General features: G+C 57.8%; 24 protein-coding genes, 1 tRNA gene and 1 pseudogene. 12 read left to right on the top strand and 14 right to left on the bottom strand.

Going from position 1 to position 25,213, the window contains the following annotated elements; translation table 11 throughout:
• Position 1 precedes the first annotated feature (1 nt).
• Positions 2-1,261, top strand: a complete 1,260-nt coding sequence (locus ACZ5RG_RS10740) for a flavin-dependent oxidoreductase (protein WP_464447020.1) — start codon at positions 2-4, stop codon at positions 1,259-1,261.
• A 22-nt stretch (positions 1,262-1,283) separates the two neighbouring features.
• Here ACZ5RG_RS10740 and ACZ5RG_RS10735 read toward each other — a convergent pair whose 3' ends face one another.
• Positions 1,284-1,994 carry a hypothetical protein gene (locus ACZ5RG_RS10735; protein WP_464447019.1) on the bottom strand — a complete coding sequence of 237 codons (711 nt, stop codon included), beginning with the start codon at positions 1,992-1,994 and terminating at the stop codon, positions 1,284-1,286.
• A gap of 336 nt (positions 1,995-2,330) precedes the next feature.
• On the opposite strand from ACZ5RG_RS10735, the gene ACZ5RG_RS10730 reads away from it, so the two are divergent.
• Positions 2,331-2,407 (top strand) — tRNA-Met (locus tag ACZ5RG_RS10730).
• An 81-nt stretch (positions 2,408-2,488) separates the two neighbouring features.
• On the opposite strand, the gene ACZ5RG_RS10725 is transcribed toward ACZ5RG_RS10730, so the two are convergent.
• Entirely contained in the window at positions 2,489-2,713 is a 225-nt protein-coding gene (locus tag ACZ5RG_RS10725) for a hypothetical protein (RefSeq protein WP_298596649.1), read from the bottom strand.
• Between the two features lie 141 nt (positions 2,714-2,854).
• Positions 2,855-3,634, bottom strand: coding sequence for an enoyl-CoA hydratase (locus ACZ5RG_RS10720; RefSeq protein ID WP_298596647.1), 780 nt, complete (start codon positions 3,632-3,634; stop codon positions 2,855-2,857).
• Between the two features lie 148 nt (positions 3,635-3,782).
• Here ACZ5RG_RS10720 and ACZ5RG_RS10715 point away from each other — a divergent pair, with 148 nt between their 5' ends.
• From ACZ5RG_RS10715 to paaK, 3 genes are all read left to right on the top strand, one after another.
• On the top strand, positions 3,783-4,583 hold the full coding sequence (locus ACZ5RG_RS10715) for an enoyl-CoA hydratase-related protein (RefSeq protein ID WP_298596645.1): 801 nt from the start codon (positions 3,783-3,785) through the stop codon (positions 4,581-4,583).
• Entirely contained in the window at positions 4,580-5,014 is a 435-nt protein-coding gene (gene paaI / locus ACZ5RG_RS10710) for a hydroxyphenylacetyl-CoA thioesterase PaaI (RefSeq protein ID WP_298596642.1), read from the top strand. Before ACZ5RG_RS10715 ends, paaI begins: the two co-directional genes overlap by 4 nt.
• Before the next feature lie 151 nt (positions 5,015-5,165).
• Entirely contained in the window at positions 5,166-6,467 is a 1,302-nt protein-coding gene (gene paaK, locus ACZ5RG_RS10705; RefSeq protein WP_019430628.1) for a phenylacetate--CoA ligase PaaK, read from the top strand.
• 15 nt (positions 6,468-6,482) lie between these two features.
• On the opposite strand, the gene ACZ5RG_RS10700 is transcribed toward paaK, so the two are convergent.
• The 4 genes from ACZ5RG_RS10700 to ACZ5RG_RS10685 are packed head-to-tail and all read right to left on the bottom strand — an operon-like array spanning position 6,483 to position 10,673.
• The gene (locus ACZ5RG_RS10700; RefSeq protein ID WP_464447018.1) at positions 6,483-8,267 is read right to left on the bottom strand and encodes a M61 family metallopeptidase; all 1,785 of its coding nucleotides are present in this window, start codon (positions 8,265-8,267) and stop codon (positions 6,483-6,485) included.
• Between the two features lie 24 nt (positions 8,268-8,291).
• Positions 8,292-8,750, bottom strand: coding sequence for a DUF3429 domain-containing protein (locus ACZ5RG_RS10695; RefSeq protein WP_409418246.1), 459 nt, complete (start codon positions 8,748-8,750; stop codon positions 8,292-8,294).
• Positions 8,747-9,463, bottom strand: coding sequence for a DsbC family protein (locus tag ACZ5RG_RS10690; RefSeq protein WP_464447017.1), 717 nt, complete (start codon positions 9,461-9,463; stop codon positions 8,747-8,749). The genes ACZ5RG_RS10695 and ACZ5RG_RS10690 overlap by 4 nt, the downstream gene beginning before the upstream one ends.
• 40 nt (positions 9,464-9,503) lie before the next feature.
• Positions 9,504-10,673, bottom strand: a complete 1,170-nt coding sequence (locus ACZ5RG_RS10685) for an FAD-dependent monooxygenase (protein WP_464447016.1) — start codon at positions 10,671-10,673, stop codon at positions 9,504-9,506.
• An 80-nt stretch (positions 10,674-10,753) separates the two neighbouring features.
• Between ACZ5RG_RS10685 and ACZ5RG_RS10680 the strand changes: the two are divergent.
• Both ACZ5RG_RS10680 and ACZ5RG_RS10675 read left to right on the top strand, forming a co-directional pair.
• Positions 10,754-10,852, top strand: a pseudogene (locus tag ACZ5RG_RS10680) (GTPase); the annotation flags it as partial.
• 172 nt (positions 10,853-11,024) lie between these two features.
• On the top strand, positions 11,025-11,513 hold the full coding sequence (locus ACZ5RG_RS10675) for a hypothetical protein (RefSeq protein ID WP_464447015.1): 489 nt from the start codon (positions 11,025-11,027) through the stop codon (positions 11,511-11,513).
• 125 nt (positions 11,514-11,638) lie between these two features.
• On the opposite strand, the gene ACZ5RG_RS10670 is transcribed toward ACZ5RG_RS10675, so the two are convergent.
• Positions 11,639-11,968, bottom strand: coding sequence for a hypothetical protein (locus ACZ5RG_RS10670; RefSeq protein ID WP_464447014.1), 330 nt, complete (start codon positions 11,966-11,968; stop codon positions 11,639-11,641).
• Between the two features lie 240 nt (positions 11,969-12,208).
• Here ACZ5RG_RS10670 and ACZ5RG_RS10665 point away from each other — a divergent pair, with 240 nt between their 5' ends.
• The gene (locus tag ACZ5RG_RS10665) at positions 12,209-16,189 is read left to right on the top strand and encodes an AAA domain-containing protein (RefSeq protein WP_464447013.1); all 3,981 of its coding nucleotides are present in this window, start codon (positions 12,209-12,211) and stop codon (positions 16,187-16,189) included.
• Here the strand turns inward: ACZ5RG_RS10665 and ACZ5RG_RS10660 are convergent.
• From ACZ5RG_RS10660 to ACZ5RG_RS10645, 4 genes are all read right to left on the bottom strand, one after another.
• The gene (locus ACZ5RG_RS10660; protein ID WP_464447012.1) at positions 16,147-16,833 is read right to left on the bottom strand and encodes a recombinase family protein; all 687 of its coding nucleotides are present in this window, start codon (positions 16,831-16,833) and stop codon (positions 16,147-16,149) included. The two genes, ACZ5RG_RS10665 and ACZ5RG_RS10660, sit on opposite strands and share 43 nt — an antisense overlap.
• A gap of 702 nt (positions 16,834-17,535) precedes the next feature.
• A complete protein-coding gene (locus ACZ5RG_RS10655; RefSeq protein ID WP_464447011.1) occupies positions 17,536-18,576 on the bottom strand; it encodes a hypothetical protein in 1,041 nt (346 codons plus the stop codon).
• 31 nt (positions 18,577-18,607) lie between these two features.
• Positions 18,608-18,961, bottom strand: coding sequence for a hypothetical protein (locus tag ACZ5RG_RS10650; protein WP_464447010.1), 354 nt, complete (start codon positions 18,959-18,961; stop codon positions 18,608-18,610).
• 132 nt (positions 18,962-19,093) lie between these two features.
• The gene (locus ACZ5RG_RS10645; protein WP_464447009.1) at positions 19,094-19,558 is read right to left on the bottom strand and encodes a helix-turn-helix domain-containing protein; all 465 of its coding nucleotides are present in this window, start codon (positions 19,556-19,558) and stop codon (positions 19,094-19,096) included.
• A gap of 101 nt (positions 19,559-19,659) precedes the next feature.
• On the opposite strand from ACZ5RG_RS10645, the gene ACZ5RG_RS10640 reads away from it, so the two are divergent.
• Positions 19,660-20,043, top strand: a complete 384-nt coding sequence (locus tag ACZ5RG_RS10640; protein ID WP_464447008.1) for a hypothetical protein — start codon at positions 19,660-19,662, stop codon at positions 20,041-20,043.
• 18 nt (positions 20,044-20,061) lie between these two features.
• Here the strand turns inward: ACZ5RG_RS10640 and ACZ5RG_RS10635 are convergent, their stop codons facing one another.
• Positions 20,062-21,189 (bottom strand): tyrosine-type recombinase/integrase, encoded by a 1,128-nt coding sequence (locus tag ACZ5RG_RS10635; protein ID WP_464447007.1) that lies wholly within the window; start codon positions 21,187-21,189, stop codon positions 20,062-20,064.
• Between the two features lie 170 nt (positions 21,190-21,359).
• Between ACZ5RG_RS10635 and ychF the strand changes: the two genes are divergently transcribed.
• The 3 genes from ychF to ACZ5RG_RS10620 all read left to right on the top strand — a co-directional run bounded on the left by ychF (position 21,360) and on the right by ACZ5RG_RS10620 (position 24,586).
• Positions 21,360-22,451: a redox-regulated ATPase YchF gene (gene ychF, locus ACZ5RG_RS10630; protein WP_298596628.1), complete on the top strand. Its 1,092-nt coding sequence runs from the start codon at positions 21,360-21,362 to the stop codon at positions 22,449-22,451.
• A gap of 318 nt (positions 22,452-22,769) precedes the next feature.
• Positions 22,770-23,558: a class II aldolase/adducin family protein gene (locus ACZ5RG_RS10625; protein WP_298596625.1), complete on the top strand. Its 789-nt coding sequence runs from the start codon at positions 22,770-22,772 to the stop codon at positions 23,556-23,558.
• A gap of 8 nt (positions 23,559-23,566) precedes the next feature.
• The gene (locus ACZ5RG_RS10620) at positions 23,567-24,586 is read left to right on the top strand and encodes a D-2-hydroxyacid dehydrogenase (protein WP_312260235.1); all 1,020 of its coding nucleotides are present in this window, start codon (positions 23,567-23,569) and stop codon (positions 24,584-24,586) included.
• Positions 24,587-24,598: 12 nt separating this feature from the next.
• Here the strand turns inward: ACZ5RG_RS10620 and ACZ5RG_RS10615 are convergent, their stop codons facing one another.
• Positions 24,599-25,069 carry a YqaA family protein gene (locus ACZ5RG_RS10615; protein WP_298596619.1) on the bottom strand — a complete coding sequence of 157 codons (471 nt, stop codon included), beginning with the start codon at positions 25,067-25,069 and terminating at the stop codon, positions 24,599-24,601.
• Positions 25,070-25,213: the final 144 nt, after the last annotated feature.

The following is a 25,213-nucleotide window of genomic DNA, read 5'->3' as shown; positions in this document are numbered from 1 at the left end:
CATGAACATGCGAACAGCCGATATTGCCATTGTGGGTGGCGGCGTAGGTGGGCTGGCCCTGGCCCTGCATTTGCACCAAAGAGGGGTGGCTTGCGAGGTCTTTGAGGCGGTGGCCGAGGTGCGCGAGCTGGGGGTGGGCATCACACTGTTGCCGCACGCCATGCGCGAATTGGCTGCGCTCGGGCTACAAGCCGCCATTGAAGCGGCAGGCATTGAAAACTACGACAGTGCATTTTTCAATCGCCATGGTCAATTCATCTACAGCGAGTTGCGCGGGCGTCATGCGGGCTATCCGGTTCCCGAAATCGGCATTCATCGGGGCAAGTTACACAAGATCTTGTTCGACGCAGCGGTGCAGCGACTGGGGGCCGATCGCATCCACACCGGCCATCGCTTTGCAGGGGTGACACACAGCGAAGAGGCCGTGACGATTGCCTTCAATGACCCCCACGGGCAGGCGCTGCCGCCGGTTCACAGTCGCGTGCTGGTCGCAGCCGATGGGGTCAATTCGGCGGTGCGCCGGATTTTTTACCCCGATGAAAAAATGGTGTTCACGGGCATCAATACCTGGCGCGGCGTGACGCGTTTTGCCCCGATCCTGACGGGCAAGACCTACATGCGCATTGGCTCGATCGAGACGGGCAAGATGGTCATCTACCCGATCGTCGACCAGGTCGATGGACAAGGTCACCAGTTGGTCAACTGGATGGCCGAGATCCGCATGGAGGGCCTGACGCAAAACGACTGGAACCGGCAAGGCCGTGTGGAAGACGTGTTGCCCTTGTTCAAGGACTGGAATTTTGACTGGCTGAATGTGCCGGAGTTGATCGCCAATGCCGAGTCGATCCTGGAGTACCCCATGGTGGACAAAGATCCGATTCCGCAATGGACCTTTGGGCGTGTGACCTTGCTGGGCGATGCCGCCCATCCGATGTATCCCCGGGGGTCCAATGGTTCGGCCCAAGCCTTGGTCGATGCCCGTACGCTGGCCGATGAGTTGGCCGCTACCCCGTCCGGCGATGACCTGGCGCATGCCTTGTACCGTTACGAGGCCGTGCGCTTGCCCTTGACGTCCAAGGTGGTCCTGACCAACCGCAGCACACCGCCCGACTTCATCAACATCAAGGTCGATGAGCTCACACAAGGTCGGCCTTTCCGACACATCGATGACGTGATCAGCCAGGCTGAGTTGCGCCAAATCTCGGACGATTACAAAAAAATTGCCGGTTTTTCACTTGAAGCATTGGCCCACAAACCCTGAGCGTTCAGCGTTCGTGACGCAGTCAAGGTTTTGTGGCTGAAGTCCAGCCCATTTCAAGCCAGTGCGCATAGCCGGGTTTGAAGGGCCATGCGGTGTATTGCACCGGCGTGCCCTCGGGCAGCACGTGTTCGGTCAGGTGGTCCAACCAGGGGCTGATCGCGCCGATTTTCTGTAGCCAGTCTTGTCCTTCTGGGCTCTCCATGGCCAATCCGGCTGCACACCTGTGTGCCAGGGGCAAGGCGGAACCCGTTGCTGTGCGGCCTGACATGCGGTCGTGCACGCTGCCCCAAGCCACTGGTTTCAAAGTGTTTTGCAGCGCTTGTAAACGGTGGCCCACGGCATCAAGGGGGGCACCTGTGAAGCGCAGTTGCCCCAGCACGTTGTCAAACCAAAAAAAGGCGTCGGGCATGGTTTTCACTGCCGCTGGCAAGCGGGCAAGACCATCGCCCGTGTGCAGGTGCAAGGCCGTTCCTTGGCGCTTCAAATCGCGTTCATGACGCCATCGAAACAAGGGTGCCGCCAAAGGGTCAATGTCCCAGGCGTGGATTTCGTCAAATTGCGCCAACCAGGCAGTCGGCAGCATCCAGCCCGCACTGGCACCGATCAACACCAACTGCTGGCGCGGCAGGGTCTGGGCCATCAGCCATTCTGAAATTTGTGCAGACGCGGCTGCCCAGCGGTCTTGCGATCGCCATGCGCGCCAATGCCAATGCCATCCACCTGTCAAGTTCATGCCCGCACTTTATCCCGTTTGGCAGGCCTTGCGCCCGTCGTCAGCGGATGCTGGCGTGGATCGCGTCACGCACGCGCGGCCAGACGGCCTCGCTGAAGTCACTGCAAACCATGTGCCAGCGATTTGGCTGCATTCAGTGCTTCGGAAGCTCTTTGGTGCTGCATTTGGGCCACCAGATGCCCGGGTTTGATGTGGCTTGTGCCCAGCTTGGGGCGCTAGCTGCTGGCAAAAGTTGCGCCAAGCTCGCCTAGATTGGGAAATTTTGTGTATAATTTTTGGCTTGACGATGCAAGTCGTTCAGTTTCAAACAATGCGTTTTGAAACCAGCGTTTATCCGGTGATATAGCTCAGTTGGTTAGAGCGCAGCATTCATAATGCTGATGTCGGTGGTTCAAATCCACCTATCACCACCAAATCAAAAGCCCACAGTCTGACGATTGTGGGCTTTTTGGTTTTTGTGCCTGGATTGTCTGAGCGCGCTGCCAGATCTGCGTTCAGGCGAGAACGTCCACCGCATCGCCCAAGCCATTCCAGTTCATTTTTCGGCGCTTGCCGCCCAAGCGGCTGTTTTTGGCGGTGGCATCGTTTTGGCCCGCCGATAACCGACCACGCCCCGCCACGGCATCTGGGGCCCTGCGTTTTTCCACACGCCCGACCTGGTCGATCACCGGCGACATGGGGCGCATGGTCTGGCTGATGGAGATGGGGGTGATTCGCATAGCGGCTTTCAGTGGGCTTGATTCATGTATCGGCACGACAAGCCAAAAGTGAAGCGAACGTGGACGTGGGCTTGACCGCCAAGCCCATTAAAAAAGCCCGCCGTGCAGGCACGGCGGGCCGGGTATGGACTTTGAAACCGCTTAACCGTTGACAAAGTTTGGCGCACGCTTGTTCAAAAATGCGTCCATGCCTTCTTTTTGGTCGGCGGTGGCAAACAGGCCGTGGAACATGCGGCGCTCGAACATCACGCCGTCTGACAGGCCGCTTTCAAAGGCGCGGTTGACGCTCTCCTTGGCGGCCATGGTGGCCAGTTGGCCGTAACCACAGATCATCAGTGCCGCGCCCAGGGCTTCATCCATCAGCTTGTCCAGTGGCACCACGCGGCTCACCAAACCGCCGCGCTCGGCCTCGGCGGCGTCCATCATGCGACCCGTCAGTACCAAGTCCATGGCCTTGGATTTGCCCATGGCGCGGGGCAGGCGCTGTGTGCCGCCTGCGCCGGGGATGATGCCGATCTTGATTTCTGGCTGGCCGAACTTGGCGTTGTCGGCGGCGATGATGAAATCGCACATCATGGCCAGCTCGCAGCCGCCGCCCAGCGCAAAACCAGCCACGGCCGCGATCACCGGCTTGCGGATGCTGCGGATGGTTTCCCAGTTGCGGGTGATGAAGTCCTGTTTGTAGACCTCGTGAAAGTTGTACTTGGCCATGGCCGAAATGTCGGCACCTGCGGCGAATGCTTTTTCACTGCCGGTGATGACCATGCAGCCAATGGCTTCGTCGGCATCGAAAGCCTTGAGAGCCGCGCCCAGCTCGTCCATGAGCTGGCTGTTCAGCGCATTGAGCGCTTTGGGGCGGTTCAGGGTGATGATGCCGACTTTGCCGCCTTCGGTGCGGACTTCGATGGTTTCGTAGCTCAAGTGCTTCTCCAAAAGGGTGTGAAATTCTGTGTTCACTATAACCACGCGCCCTGAATACAGGCTGTCAACTCAGGCTCCCGTATGAGGGAAAACATTAACCAACCGAGCGGTCGGGTAATGGTACATTCACGGATTCAGGAGACATCACATGACCGAATCGACCGCATCGGTGTTGTACGAGGTGCGAGGCGCGGTGGCGCTGGTCACCCTCAACCGCCCCCAAGCCCTCAACAGCTTCACCCGCGAAATGCACCAAACCCTGTGGTCGGTGCTGGACCAGGCTGAGGCCAATCCTGCCGTGCGTGCGCTGGTGCTCACCGGGGCAGGCCGCGGTTTTTGTGCCGGTCTGGACCTGTCCGAACTCGACTTCACGCCCGGTCCCGGCTTGCTGGAACGCGCTGACCCCGGTCCGGTGATCCACGACGCTTTTAATCCCACCACGCGCCGCCTGCAATCGCTGGGTATGCCGGTCATTTGTGCGGTCAACGGCGTGGCCGCTGGCGCAGGCGCCTCGGTGGCCATGGCGTGCGACATCGCCATTGCCGCACCCACGGCCAGCTTTGTACAGGCCTTCAGCAAGATCGGCCTGATTCCCGATGCGGGTGGCAGCTGGCTGCTGGTCGAACGTCTGGGCCTGCCCCGCGCTTTGGCGCTGGCCATGACCGGTGACAAGCTGAGCGCAGACAAAGCCAAAGAGTGGGGACTGATCTGGGACGTGGCCGACGACTGCGTAGCCGCTGCTCTGGCGCTGGCCGATAAGCTGGCAGTGATGCCGACCAAGGCCCTGGTCGCCACCCGCCACCTGTTGCGCGATGCGGGCACTCGTTCCTTGGATGCGCATCTGAATGTCGAGCGCGACACGCAATCTGCTCTGGGCAAAACGCATGACTATATGGAAGGCGTCAACGCTTTCCTTGAAAAACGTGCCCCTCAATTCAAAGGCGAATGATGAACGACCCCAAAGCCTTGGCCCGTTTGGTGGGCGAAACCATGTTCGCCGTCGATGTGGCCTCCAAAGACACCATGGGCATGGCGCTGTTGGCCTGCGAGCCCGGCCGCGCCGTGATGCGCATGGTCGTCAAAGCGTTGCACCTGAACGGCCATCAAATTTGCCACGGTGGCTTTATCTTCACCCTGGCAGATTCGACTTTTGCCTTTGCTTGCAACAGCTACAACAAGAACGCGGTGGCCGCAGGCTGCAGCATCGAGTTTTTGAAGCCCGGCAAGTTGGGCGATGTGCTGACCTGCGAAGGCATAGAGCAAACGCTCAGTGGCCGTCACGGCATCTATGACATGAAAGTCACGAACCAGAACGGTGAAGTGATCGCCATGTTCCGTGGCAAGAGTGCGCAGATTCCGGGCACCGTGGTGCCGGAATGACGTGAGTCACTCCCGCGTGTCCTTGGTCATGCTCGCGTGTCCTTTGTCATTCCCGCGTGTCCTTTGTCATTCCCGCGCAGGCGGGAATCCATGCCTCCAAGCGCCCGCACCTGCATACCGCCCTTATTGAATTTTGATTTCGGAGTCACACATGACTGAAAAAGCTTTCCCCTTGGAGCCGATTGAAAAGGCCAGCATCGACGAGTTGCGCAGCCTGCAACTCAAGCGCCTGCAGCAGACGCTGCAGCATGCCTATGCCAATTCGCCGGTTTACCGTGCCAAGTTCGACGCCGCAGGCGTGCACCCGGACGACTGCAAAACGCTGGCCGACATCGCCAAGTTCCCCTTCACCACCAAGTCGGACCTGCGCGACAGCTACCCGTTTGGCATGTTCGCCGTGCCGCGTGAAAAGTGCGCACGCATCCACGCCTCTAGCGGCACCACCGGCAAACCCACGGTGGTGGGCTACACGCTCAAAGACATCGACACCTGGTCCACCGTAGTCGCCCGCAGCATCCGCGCAGGCGGTGCCAAGCCAGGCGACATGGTGCACATCAGCTACGGGTACGGCTTGTTCACTGGTGGCATGGGTGCTCACTATGGCGCCGAAAAGCTGGGCTTGACGGTCGTGCCTTTTGGTGGCGGCCAGACCGAGCGCCAGGTGCAGCTGATCCAGGACTTCAAGTCCAACATCATCATGGTCACGCCCAGTTACATGCTGGCGATTGCAGACGAGTTTGAGCGTCAGGGCATCGACCCCAAGACCAGTTCACTGCGCATCGGCATCTTCGGGGCCGAGCCTTGGACCAACGACATGCGTGCCGCGATCGAAAAACGCATGAACATCGACGCCGTGGACATTTATGGCTTGTCTGAGGTGATGGGACCAGGCGTGGCCAGCGAATGCATCGAGACCAAGGACGGCCCGACCATCTGGGAAGACCATTTTTACCCCGAAATCATCCATCCCGAAACGGGCGAGCCCGTGGCCGACGGCGAGATGGGCGAGCTGGTCTTCACCAGCCTGACCAAAGAAGCATTGCCCATCATCCGTTACCGCACCCGCGACCTGACCCGTCTGCTGCCCGGTACCGCCCGCAGCATGCGCCGCATGGAAAAAATCACTGGCCGCAGTGACGACATGATGATCATCCGGGGCGTGAATGTGTTCCCCAGCCAGATCGAAGAGCTGATCTTGAAACGCAGTGAGCTGGCCCCGCATTACCAGTGTGTGCTGACCCGTGACGGCCCGATGGACGACTTGAAAGTGTTGATCGAAACCCGGCCCGGCGTGTCACCCGACAGCATCGAAGCCCGTGCCGCAGCCAAGATGTTGCAGCACGAGATCAAGGTTTACATTGGCTCGAGCGTGGCGATCGAGCTGAAGGCCGAAGGCGGCGTTGAGCGCAGCCAAGGCAAGGCCAAACGCGTGGTTGATTTGCGCGGCAAGTGAAGCTCAGCTAGCCGATCAGACGGCGGGCCACTGGCCCGCTTTTCTTTGCGCAGGCATTGCCAGTTTCCAGCTGCTGGCCTGTGCGGGCACTTTCAGGTGCAAGCGCAGCAGGCGTTTGTCGCGCGAAACCAGCGCCACCAGTTGGTGTTCACGGCCCAACAAGGCGGGCAGGTCGTCCAGTTTGTTCAGACGCCAGCTGCCGCCTTGGGCGCGGGCTGCCGGTGTTTCCCCCACATCCAGCCCCAGCCATTCATCGCCCGCTGCCATCCCGGCCGCTTCGGCGGCGCTGCCACGCAGCACGCCTTTGATGTGCACGTTCCCCCCGGCTTCGCTCACGCGCAAACCCAGGCGCTGCGCCATGGTGGCGATCTCGGCGCTGACTTCGATGCTTTGTCCTGACAATAAATCGCGCAGCGGCAGGTCTGCTGTGCTGTGCACCCAGGTCTGGATTTCAGGTTGCCAGCTGCGTCCGGTGCGGGCGTGCAGTTCGTCCAGCAGGTCTTGTTCGCGCATGGGGCCGGCTTTGCAGCGTTTCCAGAGGCCACGCATCACGGCGTCCAGCGTGTGTCCTTCTTTGCGCAATGCCAGATCCAGGCACAGCGCCACCAGCGAGCCCTTGGTGTAGTAACTCACGGTCGCGTTGGGGGTGTTTTCGTCTTGCCGGTAGTACTTCACCCAAGCATCAAAGCTGGCCTGTGCCACCGTCTGTACGTGGCGGCCAGGGGTTTGCTGAACTTGGGCGATGGTTTTGCCCAGCAGCTTGAGATAGGTGGCATCGTCGATCAGGCCTGCGCGCCGCAGCAGCAGGTCGTCGTAATAGCTGGTGAAACCCTCGAAGAACCACAGCAGCTGTGTGTGGTTTTCTTGTGTGTAGTCGTAACGGGCGAAGGCATCGGGGCGCAGCTGTTTGACGTTCCAGGTGTGAAAGTATTCGTGGCTGATCAGACCCAGCAAGGTGGTGTAGCCCTCGTTGGTGTGCTGACTGGCATGCTGGTTTGTTTGGCGCGGCAGATCGGCTCGGTTGCAGATCAGGGCGGTGCTGTTGCGGTGTTCCAGTCCGCCGTAGCCGTCGTGCACGGCGTTGAGCATGAACAGGTAATTTTTGTGCGGCGCCTTGCTGCCCGCTTGTTTGCCTGCGCCGTGCCAGAAGCGGATTTCGGCTTCGCAGATTTTTTGCGTGTCGGCCAACAGTCGGCTGCCATCAAATGAGGGCAGGGCTCCGGCCACCACAAAGCGGTGCGGGATGCCGCAGGCCACAAATTGGCCGCTCCAGAATGTGCCCATTTCCACCGGGCAGTCCACCAGTTCGTCGTAGTCGGCTGCCTGGTACAAGCCAAAGCCTTTTTTGTCGGTCTTGATGGGGGTCAGGCCCGTTGCCGCTTGCCAATCGGCTTGGCCCTTGACTGGGTTCAGCTGCAGTTGGTGCGGCTGTGCTTCTTGCCCGTGCACCCGCAGGCACAGGCTGGTGCCGTTGAAAAAGCCGCGCTGGCTGTCGAGCCAGGCGGTACGCACCGAGTTGTCAAAGGCACAGACCTCGTAGCTCAGCACCAGCGGCTGGCCCGGCTTGCAGGCGATGTCCCAAGTGCATTTGTCACGTTGGGCCAACGCCAATGTGCGGCGGCCTTGTTTTGCCGTCAGGTTTTGCAGGTTTTTGGCAAACTCGCGCACCAGATAACTGCCCGGAATCCAGACCGGCAGCGACACCGTTTGCTGTGATGCGGGTTGGGTGATGGTGAGCGTCACCCGAAACAGGTGTGCATGCAGATCGGCAGCTTCAACGCTGTAGTGGATGGCGGTCATGCTTGTTTCGTGCGTGTTGTGGTGTCAGGTTGCGCCCGCGGCCAAAAAACAGCTCAGGCTGGCCACGATGGTCAGCTGCAAGCGCATGGGCAACCAAGGTGCCAGGCCCGCTGCAGGCCAGGTGCGGCGGTCCATGACATAACAGCCAATCAACACAAAGCCCAGCAGAGGCAAGCCGGCAAAGGCCGGCATCATCACGGCCACCCAGGCCAGCAAGGAGGGCACCACGCCCCAAGTGAAATGGATGCGCGGTGCGCTGGGGGTGATCAGCGCATTGCGAAAACCCACGCCCCAATGGATGCCGCCCAGAAACGACACGATCACCGCGCCGTAGCTTTGCATGGACAGCGCCACATAAGGGTGCAGGTCCGGGCCGACCAGCCACAGACACAAGGCCAAAAAGACGAACGGGATCAGTCCGGCGTAGCCGAGGCGGCGAATCAAGTGCCAGGTCGGATCTTCGGTGTGGGGTGTTTGCATCATTTGATTTCAGCCAGCATTTTTTCGACTTGGGTAATGGGCACGGCGCCCGGCAAGCGTGTGCCGTCGGCAAACAAGATCATCGGCGTGCCGGTGATGCGTTGCTTTTTGCCAAACTCCACGATGGTGTCGATGGAAGATGCATCGCAGTTGGCGGTGGCCGGTGTGGTGCCGTTGATCATCCAGTCGTTCCAGGTTTTGGCCTTGTCTTTGGCGCACCAAATGTTGCGCGATTTGGTGCGTGAATCCTCTCCCAAAATGGGGTACAGAAAGTGGTGAATGGTCACGTTGTCCAATTTTTGCAGGTCTTTCTCGAAGCGCTTGCAGTAGCCGCAGTTGGGGTCGGCAAACACGGCCAGTTTGCGTTTGCCATTGCCACGCACCTGAGTGAAGGCGGTTTTCAAAGGCAATTGGTCAAACGGAATGGACGACAGTTTCTCCATGCGTTCTTCGGTCAGGTTGCGCTTTTGCTTCACGTCGATCAGCGCCCCCTGAATCAAAAAGTTGCCCTCGGCATCGCTGTACATCACCTCGTTGCCCATGCGCACTTCATACAAGCCGTTCATGGGGGTTTTGCTGATCTCGTCGATTTTGGGCAGATTGGCCAAGCGCTCGCTCAGGTTTTTACGGATGGTGGCTTCTTGTGCAAAAACAAGGCTGGTGGACAGGGATGCCAGCGCCAACAGCGACACTTGCATCAAGCGGACAAACTTCATTGGATTTCTTTCGGATTCAAAAAGAGAGGGGTTCAGAGGGTCAACGCGAACCAGGTGCCGACTGGCCCATGGCTTGTTGCGTCATCCATTGTTTGATCGGGCCGCTGCGGTCAAAGCCATGCATGCCCCAGTTGCGCAGGTTTTGCCAGACTGGGCCAGGCTGAGCAAACAAGCGTTGCAGCCCGTCTGTCACCAGCCCCATGGCCTGCACATCGGCTTGGCGGGCGCGTTCGTAGCGGCGCAGCAGTTTCAGGTCGTGCAGTGGCCGCCAAAATTCTTTGGCCCGGATCACGCGCACCAACTCGGCCACATCGGCAAGGCCCATGTTCAGGCCTTGGCCCGCCAGCGGGTGCACAGTGTGGGCGGCGTCACCAGCCAGGGCAAAAGACTGTTTGGCGGAGCCGGGCATGGCACCGATCCAGCGCTTGGCGCGGGCCAGTTGCAGCGGCCATACCGCACGCGATGCCGACAATTGCATGCCTCCCAAAGCGTGTCCGCAGGCTTGGGCCAGCGCGGCGGCAAAGTCTTCGGGGGGCAGTGACATCAACTCTTGCGCCCGCAGCGGGTGGACCGACCAGACCAAGGCCACCTCGTGCCCGCCGTCATCTCCGCCCATGGGCAGCAAAGCCAGAATTTCGGCCTGGGCTTGCGACATGCCGGGCACTTGGCTCCAGCCAAACCATTGTCGTGCGATGCCCTGGTGTGCTTGTTCGCAGACCAAACGGGTCGCCACGGCATGCTGCTCGTAATGCGTGATGTCAAAGCCCACCCCCAGCTCGGCCCGGGTTTGGCTGGCGCGGCCTTCGCACACCACGGTGAGCGGCGCTGCCACCGGGGCATTCACCAGTTGAATGTGGGGCTGAAACTGCACGGCCTGGGCCAGCCGGTCTTGTAGCACCGGCACGTCCACCATCCAGTTGAGTTCACCTACACCGAGCGCGTTTGCGCCAAAGTTCAGCTGGCCGCCATGATCGCCCCACACCTGCATTTGGTGCACGGGCGTGACCGCAGGGCTTTCTGGCCAGCAGCGCAGGTCTTGCAGCAAAGCCATGGCTGCGCCGTTGAGCGAGTAAGCCCGCACGTCAGCGGTGGTCTCTGGGGTGGGGGCCTCGACCAAGGCCACGTTCAGCTGTTCACGGGCCAGCAACAAGGCCAAAGTGCGGCCCACAATGCCGGCACCACGGATGCAAATATCGGGAGGGTTTGCCATGCCCGCATTGTAGGTGGCCACCCGGGGCACACCCAGCCGTTAAAATCACAGGTTACTTCCCGAATCACCGAAAGCCTTCCATGAGCCTCAAATGCGGCATCGTGGGTTTGCCCAACGTTGGCAAATCTACCCTTTTCAACGCCCTGACCAAAGCCGGCATCGCCGCTGAAAACTACCCCCAAGGCAGGGGTGTTTGAAAAAGCCCTCTGGCTCAAGCACTTACATGGATTCATCGGGTTTCGGGAGCTGTTCCAGGACAAAGAAGCGCTGACCGAATCGTCAACGACAAGGCCATCTTAGGATGGCCTTTTGCTTTTGTCGGGTGTCTGAAGAGGTTGTTACGATGTCAACATGAGCATCAAGGAATTTACTGACTATGTGACTCTTGCAGGGGCTGTAATCGCTGCAACAGCAGGCGTCTGGAATCTGATTTTGCAAATCCGTGGTAAGCGAGATTTGTTCCTTGTCCGGCTGGGTTCGCTGGCCCCTGCGATAGAAGAGGAGACGATGCTGTCGGTTGTCAGTCGCTCAGATCACCCGATCCGACTGATCGATTGGGGCTTCATTGAGGCAAACGGGAGCTTCACCTCCTTCATCTTGGAGTGGGAGGTTGGCGGGTTACACAGTGAAGAAATCACAGCGCGTGGTACTCCTCGCCTAGAAAACTTCGGACAACACTTTGAAACTGGCTATGTGCGCCGAGAGAGTCCGATGGGTGCTTATGCGATCAGCGCTACACAACGAAGGCCAGTCCTCACGTTCGATACAGAAATGCCAATCTGGCGGAGGGGCTGGATTCGGCTGCGACTTGTTTTCCTGCCGAACTACTTGGCTTGGTGAACTCTGTACATTGTCTAGAAAATACGGGAGTGCAGAACCTTAGCTTTGGTTTCCAAGGTCGGCAGGTTTAAGATCAAACCCATAACCAATGTATTGTGCTTGCTCGTGCAATATTTCCCGAGCCATTAAAGAAAGAGCCAAGAAGAATGCCAGGACCCCGTGATCTGCTGAAACAACTCTTCGGGTACATCGAAGAACAACTCAAGGATGTGGACCCACGGGGTTATCACCTTAGCAAGATCAACGGGTTCAAGCTCAACCCAGAGGACCTGCGGCAGCTGCCAGGCATTGAACTGGACCTCAAAACCGAAGGCGATCACATTTGGTTCAAGATTGATCGGCTTGAGGTGACCCAGCCCCCACAGATCAGCGACAAGACGATGAATGGGCTGATTAACGTCAGCAACCAGCCCAACGGGCCGGCACCCAGCGCAGACGAAGCGGCCATCTTGCATCGCGTGGACTTGATGGCTGGAGCCGAGGCCACCCCCGAACAACGGCAGCAAGTTGAAGAGGAAGTGCGCGCTGAGACGACTGAGGTCCTGAAAAGCTACGGTCCACAGTGGCAACGCTGGGCGCAAGTCGAAACCCTGCGCCGCCGCACCATCGGTCTGTATTCGGACATCTTTTCGCTGATCCGCATCATTTCATCGACCGAGACCAGCAAGCCAATCGAGTTTGTCTGTGGCATGGGGGTGTCGGCCTGGCGCATCGCCACCGAGGGCAGCGCCGTCAACTTTCAATACCCCTTGCTCAATCACCCGCTGGAAATCACGCTGAATTCCAGCAGCATGGCCATCGAAGTGCGGCCTAGGGCCGTCGAAACTCGGGCCGAGCTGGATGCACTGATCGCCTGCGGCATCGATGGTGCGGCAGAGGTGGAAAAACAAGTCCGTCAACACCTGGCCTATCAAAAGGATCGTCCAGTCACGCCGTTTGACGCGTCCAGTTGCCAGGATGTGCTGAAGCTGATTGCCCGCAGTCTGGACAGCAAAGGGGTCTACCTGGAGCGTGGTGACACCAATGATTTTCCTGAGCCTGGCGAGCAGCTGGTGGTCAGTGAATCGTGGCTGCTCTATACGCGGCCAAAGAACAACAATTTCCTGGTGGAAGACCTGCGCCGGTTGCAGGACAACCTCGATGCTGGGGTTGAAATCCCCGGTGGCCCGCTGGCTTTGGTTAGCCCCCCCTCAGATGAGATGGTGAAGTTTCAGGCCGTCAACTTCCGTGGCATTTCCAGCCGTGGCGATGGCAGCTCAGCACCCCGCGAACTGTATTTCCCGTTGCCGTACAACCAGGAACAGGTGACGATCATCCAGCGCCTTGAGACCTCCAACGGCGTCACCGTTCAAGGGCCACCAGGCACCGGCAAAACCCACACCATCGCCAACATCATCTGCCACTACCTTGCCTCGGGAAAGCGCATCCTGGTGACCTCCCGGGGCGAACAGGCATTGAAGGTTTTGCAGTCCAAAGTGCCTGAGGAGCTGCAGCCGCTGACAGTGGCTTTGCTGACCAATGATCGGGAAGGCATTCGGCAATTCCAAGGCTCGATCGAGGCGATCCAGCATCAGGTTTCTCAGCTCAACCCCGAACAGGCATTACTCGATATCGAGCGCTTGAATCAGTCGATCGAACGCACCCATTCGGAATTGGTCAACATCGATCGTCGGGTCGATGAAATAGCCGCTAGCCAGTTAGCTGAGATAGAAGTCGATGGCCAGCCCATGCGGGCCCAAAAAATGGCCGAACTGGTGGTGTCAGGCCAGGTGAAATATGGGTGGTTTGACGATGCCCTGTCTCTGCAAGAGCAACACAAAGCAGGTATCACGGACGAAGAGGCCAATGAACTGCGCCGGGCTCGCCGTGTTCTGCAGGATCGTCTGGTCTACGTGACGGCGAAGGTGCCGCAGGCGCAGACGCTGCCCACCATTGCCGAAGTGGTTGAGCTGCATGGCATCCTGTCCAAGATCAAAGAAATTGCCAGTGCCGAGGAATCGGGTCAACTGCTGCCACTTAAAGCCATCACCCAGGAAGTTTTCGACAAGGCGCAAAGTCTGGTTACTCTTGTCGATGAATCTCTGGACATCCTGCGTGACATGGAAGCTGGCGAATCCGAATGGCGTCATACTCTTCGGTTGAACTTGCGACAAAAAGACAACACCAGCGAAATTGCTGCTTTGGAGGCGTTGTTTTCTGAGGTTGAAGAAATTGTCGAGGCCCGGTCTCAGTTCCTGCAAAAACCGGTAGACCTGCCCACACAGCTGTTAACTTCCAGCAAGGCCAAGGAAGCGGTACAAAAGGCGGCGCAAACAGGCAAACCGTTTGGAGCCTTCAGCTTCGGCAAAGGTGATTTGAAAGAGCAGCTGGCCAGCATCAAAGTTAACGGCCTGCCTCCTAGCACCACCGAAGACTGGTCTCAAGTGGATCGGTTTTTTGCTTTGGGTGAGCGTTTGATTTCTTTCAGCACCCGCTGGAATCGTTTTTCCGACGTGCTCAGCATTCCGGTGGTCAGCCAGGACATTAACAATCTGCGGGCCGTTGAAAAAATCGCGGTCGGTGCCAAGCGAACACATGAGTTATGCCTGCGGCTGGAAGTGGCCATGCTGCGACTGGCCGAGGAAGTCTTTCAAGATGCGCCGCAGACTTTGCTGCTGGGAAATTCCAGCCACCTCAACCAGGTCAAGAGCTACCTGCTAAGCCACATCACCAAAAACAAATTGGTTCACGCCTCCAGCCAACTGGTGAAGTTGCAGGAAAAACTGGCGAACTGCAGTGGCCCCATCACTGAAAAATTGCGGGTCTTCATCACCCACGAATTGGGCAACGAAGCGCTAGAAAGCACTCGCATCGCGTCGGCTTATGGTGAACTGCTCGAAGAATTGCGCAGCATCGCCGGCCATGCGCAGGATATTGCTGTGGTCAACGATTTGACCAATCGGATCGCCGAAAACGGCACCCCAAAATTTGCCAAGCGTTTGCGTACGCAGGCTGTATCGCAAACGGGTGAGGATCGAGTATTTCCTTCCGATTGGCGTCAGGCTTGGACCTGGTCACGGCTGCGCAGCCATTTGGAAGCGATTGAAGCCCGTCAAGAACTGATCGACATGGCTCAGCGCCGTACCACTCTCGAAATTGGTCTGTCACGCCTTTACAAAGAAGTGGTAGCCAAACAAGCATGGCTGGCAACAAAACGCAACGCCACCCCCAAGGTGCTGCAGGCTCTTGCAGGGTATGCAGTGGCAATACGCAAAATTGGACAGGGCACCGGTCCGAACGCTTTCCGCTACCGACGCGATGCGCAGTCTGCGATGCTGGAGGCGGCCGGTGCCGTGCCGTGTTGGATCATGAGTCACGCCAAGATTTCCGAATCAATGCCCCCCAACATTGGCGCGTTCGATTTGGTCATAGTGGATGAAGCCAGTCAATCGGACTTGTGGGCTCTTCCGGCGATCGTGCGCGGTAAAAAAATCCTAGTGGTAGGCGACGACAAACAAGTGTCGCCCGATGGTGGGTTCATTTCCAGCGGCAAGATCAATGATCTGATGACGCGGTTCTTATCCGATCAGCCGTACAAAGAGGAAATGACACCCGAGAAATCGCTGTATGACTTGGCCGCTCGTGTCTTTGCTGCTCAGCAGGTCATGCTGCGCGAACATTTCCGCTGTGTGCAGCCGATCATCAGTTATTCGAACCGAGTGTTTTACCGCGGTGGCATCCAGCCGCTGCGCATTCCTAAGGCTTCCGAGCGCATCGATCCGCCGCTGGTGGACATCCTGGTCGAGGGTGGCATGCGCGACAAACAAGACCGCAACCATGCCGAGGCCGAAGCCATCGCGCAGGAAATTGGCGTGATCTTGAATGATCCTAAATTCGCCGATCGCACAATTGGCGTGGTGTCTTTGCTTGGATTCGACCAAGCCAAACTGATCGACAGCATGGTGCGCGACCAATGTGATGCGGGCGAACTACAGCGGCGTGAGTTTGAATGTGGTGATGCGCGGACCTTCCAGGGCAGTGAACGCGACATCATTTTCTTGTCCATGGTTGTCGATCGCACCAGTGCCAAAGCGCTGTCTGGCAACATGTTCGAGCAACGGTTCAATGTGGCGGCCAGCCGTGCCCGCGATCGCATGTACCTGGTGCGATCCGTCAAAGGGAGTGAGCTGTCTGATAAAGACCTCCGCTTGTCTTTATTGCAGCACTTTGACAAACCAATCGTGATTGACCAGGATGAAAACGCTCAGCTGATCGACCTTTGTGACAGCGAGTTTGAAAAAGAGGTCTTCATTTTGCTGACCGGCAAAGGCTACAAAGTGACGCCGCAGGTCAAATCTGGAGCCTATCGGATCGACATGGTGGTCGAGGGCGCTGTTGATGCGCGCTTGGCGATCGAGTTGGATGGAGACGAGTACCACGGGCCCGACCGATGGCAGCACGACATGCAGCGCCAGCGCATCTTGGAGCGAGCCGGGTGGGTGTTTTGGCGGTGCTTCGCGTCAACGTGGACGCTGCGCAAAGATGAAGTGCTGGAAGAGTTGATCGCGTACCTGACCGACTTGAATATCCAGCCGATCGGGGCTATCAATTCAATCCCAAGCCTGGTGGAAAAGCGAACGTGGAAACGCGCTACTTATGACGATCGAGCCTCGCAAGAAGTTGAGGCTAGTCGCTGAACCTGCCCCAATGACCACGGTCCACCCATCGGTGCCTTGATGCCTAGCGCGTTCAGCCGTTCGACCATTGCCCGCCTGGTCAAACCTTGTGCCTTCATGCCCTCAAGTACGGGCTGCAGCCGCTCACGAAAATCCTGAGCATTTTGCTGGCGCTGGTCGTTGCAGGTCTTGAGGTTCGTGGGACCGGTAGCTCCCAGCACAACGCCACGAGCTTTCGCCGCAGCTAAGGCATCTCGGGTGCGTTCGCTTATGCGTCGGGCCTCATGCTCGGCAAATGCTGCCATGATGTGGATCGTCAATTGGTTCGCTTCGGGAAGGTCACACGCCAAGAAGCTGACCTTGCTCTCCATGAGTCCTGAAACGAAGTGAACGTTTCGCGCCAGTCGGTCCAGTTTTGCGATCAGCAAGGTGGCCCCGGTCTTCTTGCACAGGTCAAGCGCTAATCGAAGCTGTGGGCGCTTGGACAGCGGGTCAGCACCTTTGCCGGTCTCGATCTCCAAAAACTCGCCTACGGTCGTTCTATGGACTCCTGAGAGGTACTGGGCAACCGTCTGACGCTGGGCATCAAGTCCGAGACCGGATGCGCCCTGCCGTTGGGTTGAAACTCGATAGTAGGTGACGAACTTGTCGGGGGTGTTTTTCATGGTCTTCCTTGGTCTTGTCCACATGACAGGACGCTCGTCCTGTGTGAGTACAGACTGTAGGAAGGGCCCACCGGAAAGCCAAGGGTGGTGTTGTATCGGCGAGGATTTGATGCAAAAACTCGCAGGGCTTCGGTTTTGGGTGTAAGTGTCTTGAAACCCATGCAGCATGCGGGTTGTAGCAAAAATAGTCATCGCGCGGACTATAAGGAAAGCATAGTCAAACTGTAAGAGAAAACCTGATTTTGAAACCTTACATAAAGCCTGACGACGACGGTCAATCAATCCCGAGTGAGGGAAAAGTGGAAGTCCTAGACGGGAGCCGAAGTTCCGTGTGTATTGTGTTCATCATTCCGGTATCGGTGTGACGAATCCTTATACAGAACGCCGCAGCAGAGCGGAACCGGGGAGGGCGGTACGCCCTCGCGTTCCGGCTGCATACGTCAGGACTTTCATTCCGAGGTGGTAGCCCTTTCGGAGGAAGATAAAAACCTCGTGGCGCGTCAGCGCCGCTTTAGTTCATATCTTTCCTTTTTCGACATTTCATTACTTCTATTCTTTAGCGTCGGAAATGACCTTCCAGTTCATCGGACCCGCTCCAAATAAGGCTTTGCGAGGATCATCTACCCGAGAGGTGCCCGGGAGCTACCCCGAGAGGTCCCCGAGAAATACCCCGCAAGTACCCGACCCGTGCCCTCAACATCGTCACAAACTCCCTCCCAGTGCTGCCATGCCGCCTGTCGGAAGCCAGCTTTCCAGACTTTTCAGACTCTGCGACACCGTCTTCGCGTCTTGCGGTGGGGTGCCCGAGATGAAGCCAGCCAAGCGAGCAACTTGCGCCCCCGATGCCGTCTCGCCAAGGTAATACTTGGCTTGTGCACGGGCCAGCAGTCGGTCACTGTTGCCCAAGTTAGGCTGTCGTTCTCGCCAGCGAGCCAGAGCAGTTCGAATGACGGCCTGAGGTGACTGAATGCTGCGATTGTTTGGTCCTCGTGTCGGTTTTGAAAATGACTCCATATGTTTTTTCGTGCTGTCGGTCCGCAAGGAGAACATCTGGCATTGCTGATATGGCGTCAGGCCAAGCACCTCACCGGTTCGGTAGTTGTTGCTCCATACCTGCTGAGCGAATTGTTCTGCCAGATCAAAATCAAACGGCGTGGCGTGGTCAAACAGGGGAATCCATTGTTCACGTTCTGGGTCCACGTTGACGAACTCTTTCTGAGCATGAAGCCAGTGTGACTCGATCACGAGCCGGTCCCGCTGAATTGCGTGCTCATGATCGGCGCACTTGTCCCTTGGTCTTTGCGACAGCTTCGGCCAGGGGCGAAAGCAAGGTGACCACAAACCAAGCGTGTTGATCTGGATATGTAGGGTGCACCATTCCTCCCTCACGCTGTCGAAGGCGCTGTGGCTTGTGATGCGCGCTGCCAATTCATGCAACCTATGTGCGAGTTTCGAATGGTTGGTGGTTACCTGCACATCTGCCGGCGTTGGGAAACTGTAGCCAGAACGTGTGGCTGAAGGCGCTGTTGCGAACAAGGACGCGGGACGCGCTGCTTTCGGCGTTGTGACGGTCTCTGTACCAGCCGAATAAGCAGGTTCCGATGCAGTTGAGCTTGCTGGCGGAACTTTGTCAACAAGGTCGCCCAGCAAATCATCGAGCTCCTGCATGCGTTCGGCTTCTTTTGTCTTCTCCCACTCCTCGAGAGTCAAATGTGGCGCAACTCCTGGTGGACGGTAGATCATCGATGCACCTCTCTACTGTTGAAGGTATGAGTCATGCGCCCGCCCCAATCAGCAGATGAAGTCCATCCAAATTATGATTCTTGATGCAGATGAACGGTGTTTCGTCGTTGCCATTGGTTCCAACCAGCATCGTGAAGCCATCGCAACGATCGTCTTCAAGGTCGATTTCCGCGCCCAAGAGAAAAAGTTGCAGTTGCGCCGAAGTCAGCCGGTAGTACATATAGCCAGGCCGTGGGCAAGTCTCGGACAGCAGGTGCGGACCTGTACGCAGCCAAGCTCTGAACTCCTGAAGCCACGCGACGCTGATCTTTTGTCCGTCGGGCAGCATTGGCCTCGTGGCTTCAGGATCGAAAAGGGTGTCCAGAATCTCGCTTGAATTGGGCATTTCTGCTCCTCAGTTGTTGATGAGGACTGCAGTGGAGCATTCGATATTAGGCAGTTCAAGGGGTTTTGTAGGAGGAATGCACTTTCGATGCAAATCCTCCCATTCACGCTTTCGCAAGTCTTACAGGTGGCGTCAAGCTGATGCCCAACGCACCGCACTCACAATGCCCCAGCTACCGGATGCATTAGGCCGTCGCCACTTGGCAACACCCATGCGCCTCAGGTGTGCCAACGCCTCGTCGAAGTCCTCGAACTGAACTTCGTCGTCCTTCTCCCCCACTGTGAACTTGCCGTCACGCTTCAGGTGAGGTCCAAAGTGACTGCCATCAGCTGCATAGGGCACTAACGTGATCTCTGGAGGGCGTTTCTTGAGCTTTACGGGCGCGTCCGTGAACAAGTCCTTGATCTGTATACCCAACGCGACTGCCAGCACTTCAATCGCGTCTATGGATGGGTTAGCACCCCCGCGTTCGACGCGGCTCATGTATGACCGAGCAAAGCCGCACTTATCCGCGAAGGCTTCTTGGGAAAGACCTGTGGCAGCACGTAGTTCTTTGATGCGGGTACCTAGTTGCTGACGAATGTTGATTTTTTGCACAAATCAACTGTCATGCCATGTGATATAAAAGGCCACGCACCTAAAGTAGACGCACTATTCGGAACAATTTGATGAATATTCGAACAGCACTATTGATACTCATGCTGTCCTCTGTTTCTTGGCATGCAAAATCTGACCCGTACAGAGATTGGGCAAACGAAGTGAACAAGGCTACTAAAGGCTTGGAAATTTGCTCGCGTGAATATGCGAAGGCCATACAAGATAGAGAGCTCATGACATATGCCCAAAGAACTTGCGGCACTATGAAAGGTCTTTTTGATACGACCATGCTCACGGTCAGGTCGAACGTTAATGGAATTGATGATGTTCTAGCGTCATTTCATAGGCTTGGCAACGCTGCCTTCGATGAAATGAAGCCGAAGCAGAATGAATCACCTTTGACGTATCTCGATAGAGAACTGAAGGCGCGTTTTTTGGTTGCAAAAATGCAGTTGCAATTAACTGCCTTGGACGGTGGACATTGACCGAGCTCATAGGTCATATCAACGCTTCATCATCGAGTCCAGTTCCTCCTGAATACGTTGCAGCCCCTCCCGCACATCCCGATCGGTCAACCCGACATAGTGCCGGTTCAGCACATCGGTCTTGGGAGCCGTGTGGTTGAGGATGCGCCTCAGTACGGCATCTCCAAGCCCTAACTTCTGACCGACAGTCGCCACCATCTTGCGCAGATCATGCAGCATGAATCGTGGCGCGCCATGACGCATTGCCATCTCCCACATATGGTCAGCACTGACCCCCTTGAACAACAAGTCCTCGGGCTCCAGGTCCGCGCAACGGCGCTCTAGGATCGCTTTCATGCGTGGGGTTAGGGGTAGAGTGTGCGGACGCCCAGTTTTCGTCTCTGGCACGCTTAAAACACCTTCCGTGAGGTTAATGTCCATGTGTCGAAGGTCTCGGGCCTCGTTTCTGCGAAGCCCGGTGTACAGGACAAGATACAAGTAGTCACGCTGGCGCTGGCCCAGCTTGTCCACGGCTTCACGCCACTGGGGTAGCTCTGACTCCTGCAAGACCCGCGCTCGGGGCTGTGTGCGCTCTGGAAGTAGCCCCGCACCAGCCAAACGCACGAACGGCGACACCACGTTGAGACCATAGACCGCGTTCACGTACTTGATGACCGCGCCAATGACACCCCGACCGAGTTCCACCAGTGACTTCCCGGTATTTTGGGCAAAGTCATGGCAGTGCTCGGCAAATGCGCCATGACCCATGTGATCGACGGGGCGATCCAGCCAAGGCCCGAAGTGGGTTCGATAAAACGACTCGTAGCGTCGTTGGCTTGATGGTTTGATCCCTTTGGCTTTGCAGTAGGCGATATAGGCTTCCCGAAGCGTTGGGAGGTCTTGAGGCACCTTCCGGCTAGGTTGCTCACCGTTTCGACATTGACGGAGCACGTCCATCGCTTTGCTACGGGCTTCCTCGACGCTCATGAGGGGCCAGTAGCCCAGCATCATGCGGAACTGCTTGCCTCTGACGCTGGTTGCCACCAGAAAGGTGCGTTTTCGGGCATTCAGACGCACGCCAAAGCCAGAAAGCACCCGATCACGAAGGATGCGCCCATCGGTAGCGGTGGACCGCATCAGCAGGGATTCGCTGATAAGTACAATCATGACCATACACCCCAGGGCAAAACCAGGACAAAAAACGCGCGTTCGGCGCGGTTTTTGAAGGTATGACCTGCACTTTGGCTATCACGTATCTGCGCGGATCGGGCACTTCGACCACGCGGGTGTTGGGCTCGATGGTGCAACTGGGGTCTTGATTTACAAGGAAAAAATTCATGAGCCTCAAATGCGGCATCGTGGGTTTGCCCAACGTGGGCAAATCCACCCTTTTTAACGCCCTGACCAAAGCCGGCATCGCGGCTGAAAACTACCCCTTTTGCACCATCGAGCCCAACACCGGCGTCGTCGAGGTGCCCGATCCGCGTCTGCAGCAGTTGGCCGAGATCATCACGCCCGAGCGCATCGTGCCTGCCATTGTCGAGTTTGTGGACATTGCGGGCTTGGTGGCCGGTGCCAGCACGGGCGAAGGTCTGGGCAACAAGTTTTTGGCCCACATCCGCGAAACCGATGCCATCGTCAACGTGGTGCGCTGCTTTGAAGACGACAACGTGATCCACGTCGCCAACAAGGTGGACCCGATTGCCGATATCGAGGTCATTCAGACCGAGTTGTGCCTGGCCGATTTGGCTGCGGTCGAAAAAGCACTGCACCGCGTGAGCAAGACCGCCCGCTCGGGTGACAAAGAGTCCATCAAGCAGTTGGCGGTGCTGGAAAAATGCCAGACGGCCCTGAACGACACCCAGCCGGTGCGCACGATTGACTTCAGCAAGGAAGAACGCGCCCAGTTGCAGCAGTTTTTCCTGATCACGGCCAAGCCCGCCATGTTCGTGGCCAACGTGTCTGAAGACGGCTTTGAGAACAACCCTTTCTTGGACCGCCTCAAGGCCTTTGCCGCCAAGCAAAACGCGCCCGTGGTGGCCATCTGCGCCAAGATCGAAGCCGAGTTGTCCGAGATGGACGACGCCGACCGCCTGGAATTCTTGAAGGAAATTGGCCAGGACGAGCCCGGCCTGAACCGCCTGATCCGCTCGGCTTACACCCTGCTGGGCCTGCAAACCTACTTCACTGCTGGCGTCAAAGAAGTCCGTGCCTGGACCATTCATGTGGGTGACACCGGCCCGCAAGCGGCTGGCGTGATCCATACCGACTTTGAGAAGGGCTACATCCGCGCCCAGACCATCGCGTTTGATGACTTCATCGCCTTCAAGGGCGAGCAAGGCGCCAAAGACGCGGGCAAGATGCGCGCCGAAGGCAAGGACTACGTCGTCAAAGATGGCGATGTGATGAACTTTTTGTTCAGCTCTTGATTCAGCTCTTGATTCAGCTCTTGATTCAGCCCCGCTCAGCCAAAAACCGCTCCAACTGAGCGGTTTTTTTGTGGATGAACGGGCCTGCTGGTATTCAGCCAACCCAGAATGCCATGAGGATTCTGTCGCTGTCCCGCAAGCAGCAGCATCACCTGCATGTGCCCGTCTTGCGGACATTACACTTCGCCCTTTGTGGCAAAGCATGGCGACTTGTGCCGGAATCTGCGGCAAGTCGAGACAGGTTTGCCCATGCTTGTGCTCGTGCTGAACGTTGTCACTGTTGACGGACGCACAAAACAAACACCCGAAGGAGTTGCCATGGTCGAAAACGGATTTCTGAAAATTGAATCGATGCAGCCGCGTTGCTCACCGTCCGAGTGGCAGGCCCGTGTGGACTTGGCCGCTTGTTACCGGCTGGTGGCCATTTACGGCATGTCCGACATGATGGCCAACCACATTTCGTCTCGGGTGCCCGGAGAGGACGGTGCCTTTCTCATCAATGCCTACGGCATGATGTACGAAGAAATCACCGCCTCCAGCCTGATCAAGATCGACCACGATGGCAACATCTTGTCCACGCCTGATTTCGGCGCTTTGAACTACGGCATCAACAAGGCCGGTTATGTCATCCACAGCGCGGTGCATGCAGCCAGACCCGAGGTGGATTGTGTGATTCACACGCACAGCTGGGCCTCGATGGCGGTGTCTTCGCTCGAATGCGGCTTGTTGCCCATCACACAAACCGCGATGCGCTTCCTCAAGATCGGCTACCACGACTACCAGGGCGTGGTGCTGAATCTGGACGAACAAGCCTCGTTGGTGCAAGACCTGGGGCAGGGCGAAGCCCTGATTTTGCGCAACCACGGCGCACTCACCGTGGGGCGCAGCGTGGGTGAGGCCTTCAATTGGATGCACCGTTTGGAGTTGTCGTGTCACGCCCAGTTGGCGGCCATGGGCTGCAACACCCCATTTGTGAAAGTGGCGCCGGATGTGCTGGAAGAAACCTGGAACAACTACCAGCCCAGCACCCGCAGGCCCTATGGCCTGATGGAGTGGCCGGCCTTGCTGCGCAAGCTGGACCGCATGGACCCGAGCTACAAGACTTGAGGCCTCCGTTGAACCGACAACACCCCCAACCCCTGCGCATCCTGATGTCGCAGCCCAGCATGGCGCAACTGGGCGAAGCGGTGGCTGAGGTCATGGGCGCACAGCCTTATGAGTTGATGGCGCTTGACGCCGCTGTGGCTTCGAATCGCACCGACGCCGATGTGGCCTTCATCTCGCGCGAGGTCACGGGTGCCTCGACCAAGCACGAAATTCACCCGGCTCTGCAGCAGGTGTATGACTTGTTGAGCCAATCGCCAGGCTTGCAGTGGGTGCACATTCACTCGGCTGGAGCCGATCGTCAGATTTACCTGGACTTGCGCGCCAGGGGGGTGCAAATCGCCACTTCATCCGGGGCCAACGCGCAAGTCGTGGCGACCATGGCTTTGGCGGGGCTGCTGGCTCTGGCGCGGCGTTTTCCGATGCTGTGGGCCGAGCAACAGGCGCAGCAATGGATACCCATGCTCGGAGAGCGCATGCCACGCGACCTGCCGGGTCAGACGGCCACCATCGTGGGCTGGGGGCCAATTGGCCAAAAGCTCAGCAGTTTGTTGCAGGCGCTGGGGCTCAACGTGGTGGCGGTGCGTCAGCAGGCAGGGCCGCAAACCCCGTTGCAGGCCGATGCCGTGGAGAGGGTCACGTTTGAGCAGCTGCAGCAGGTGTTGCCCCGCACTGATTGGTTGATTCTGGCGTGCCCCTTGACCGACAAAACACGCCAGCTGGTCAATGCGCATGCGCTGGCCGCCTTGCCCAAAGGGGCACATTTGATCAATGTGGCGCGTGGTGAGGTGGTTGACCAGTCTGCTTTGGTTGCAGCGCTTCAAAGCGGGCACCTGGGCGGTGCGTTTCTGGACGTGTTTCAGCATGAACCCTTGCAGCGCGACTCACCGCTGTGGGCCATGCCGCAGGTCATGGTCACGCCCCATGCCGCGGGTCATTCGGACGGCAACGAAAAACGGGTCAGTCAGATGTTTTTGGACAACTTGCGCCGATTTGCATCGGGGCAACCGCTGCACCAAGTGGTGCGCTGACAGCGCGTGAAACTATCCGGGGAACACCCACAGCAGCAATGCCGTCATGACCAGATAGCGCACGAATTTACCAATGGCCATGTACAGGGTGCAAGGCCAGAATGGCATCTTGAGCCAACCCGCCACGGCACAAATCGGGTCGCCCACCACCGGCAACCACGACAGCAGGCAAGCTTTGGGGCCGAGTTTTTCAAGCCATTTCAGGGCCTGCCGGTCTGAGCTGGATTGTTTCCAGCGGTCCACCGCTTGGTGCGTGCCCCAGCCCATCCACCAGCTGAGCATGCCGCCCAGAGTGTTGCCCGCAGTGGCCACCCCAATGACGGGCCAGAACAGTTCGGGGTTGAGTTTGACCAAGCCAAATACGGCGGGCTCAGAGCCCATGGGCAGCAGGGTGGCCGAAATGAAAGACACCACAAACACGGTGCTGAGGCCGTGCTGTGGCAAAGCCAGCCATTGCAGCAATTGATTGAGCCAGATTTCCATCGGACTCAGTGTAGCGGGGTGCATAAGGCGTTGAGTGATGGGGCGTTTGCGTTGCATCAGCGCTTAGCACATTCACATGTCAGCTGCTGAAATATTAAGCAACTACAATCGTGCCTCCTATTCAGGCGCCCCCCACATTCCAGC

Source organism: Limnohabitans sp. TEGF005 (assembly GCF_055394835.1).
This window is presented reverse-complemented; position numbering and strand designations above follow the sequence as displayed.

Coding starts and splice junctions, on each gene's coding strand:
- ACZ5RG_RS10690 (WP_464447017.1), bottom strand. CDS start 9,463: ATGAAGTTTGTCCGCTTGATGCAAGTGTCGCTGTTGGCGCTGGCATCC.
- paaI (WP_298596642.1), top strand. CDS start 4,580: ATGATGAACGACCCCAAAGCCTTGGCCCGTTTGGTGGGCGAAACCATG.
- ACZ5RG_RS10625 (WP_298596625.1), top strand. CDS start 22,770: ATGGTCGAAAACGGATTTCTGAAAATTGAATCGATGCAGCCGCGTTGC.
- ACZ5RG_RS10735 (WP_464447019.1), bottom strand. CDS start 1,994: ATGAACTTGACAGGTGGATGGCATTGGCATTGGCGCGCATGGCGATCG.
- ACZ5RG_RS10650 (WP_464447010.1), bottom strand. CDS start 18,961: ATGCCCAATTCAAGCGAGATTCTGGACACCCTTTTCGATCCTGAAGCC.
- paaK (WP_019430628.1), top strand. CDS start 5,166: ATGACTGAAAAAGCTTTCCCCTTGGAGCCGATTGAAAAGGCCAGCATC.
- ACZ5RG_RS10695 (WP_409418246.1), bottom strand. CDS start 8,750: ATGATGCAAACACCCCACACCGAAGATCCGACCTGGCACTTGATTCGC.
- ACZ5RG_RS10660 (WP_464447012.1), bottom strand. CDS start 16,833: ATGAAAAACACCCCCGACAAGTTCGTCACCTACTATCGAGTTTCAACC.
- ACZ5RG_RS10685 (WP_464447016.1), bottom strand. CDS start 10,673: ATGGCAAACCCTCCCGATATTTGCATCCGTGGTGCCGGCATTGTGGGC.
- ACZ5RG_RS10615 (WP_298596619.1), bottom strand. CDS start 25,069: ATGGAAATCTGGCTCAATCAATTGCTGCAATGGCTGGCTTTGCCACAG.
- ACZ5RG_RS10740 (WP_464447020.1), top strand. CDS start 2: ATGAACATGCGAACAGCCGATATTGCCATTGTGGGTGGCGGCGTAGGT.
- ACZ5RG_RS10700 (WP_464447018.1), bottom strand. CDS start 8,267: ATGACCGCCATCCACTACAGCGTTGAAGCTGCCGATCTGCATGCACAC.
- ACZ5RG_RS10635 (WP_464447007.1), bottom strand. CDS start 21,189: ATGATTGTACTTATCAGCGAATCCCTGCTGATGCGGTCCACCGCTACC.
- ACZ5RG_RS10670 (WP_464447014.1), bottom strand. CDS start 11,968: ATGCAAGATGGCCGCTTCGTCTGCGCTGGGTGCCGGCCCGTTGGGCTG.
- ACZ5RG_RS10725 (WP_298596649.1), bottom strand. CDS start 2,713: ATGCGAATCACCCCCATCTCCATCAGCCAGACCATGCGCCCCATGTCG.
- ACZ5RG_RS10640 (WP_464447008.1), top strand. CDS start 19,660: ATGCTGTCCTCTGTTTCTTGGCATGCAAAATCTGACCCGTACAGAGAT.
- ACZ5RG_RS10675 (WP_464447015.1), top strand. CDS start 11,025: ATGAGCATCAAGGAATTTACTGACTATGTGACTCTTGCAGGGGCTGTA.
- ACZ5RG_RS10655 (WP_464447011.1), bottom strand. CDS start 18,576: ATGATCTACCGTCCACCAGGAGTTGCGCCACATTTGACTCTCGAGGAG.
- ychF (WP_298596628.1), top strand. CDS start 21,360: ATGAGCCTCAAATGCGGCATCGTGGGTTTGCCCAACGTGGGCAAATCC.
- ACZ5RG_RS10715 (WP_298596645.1), top strand. CDS start 3,783: ATGACCGAATCGACCGCATCGGTGTTGTACGAGGTGCGAGGCGCGGTG.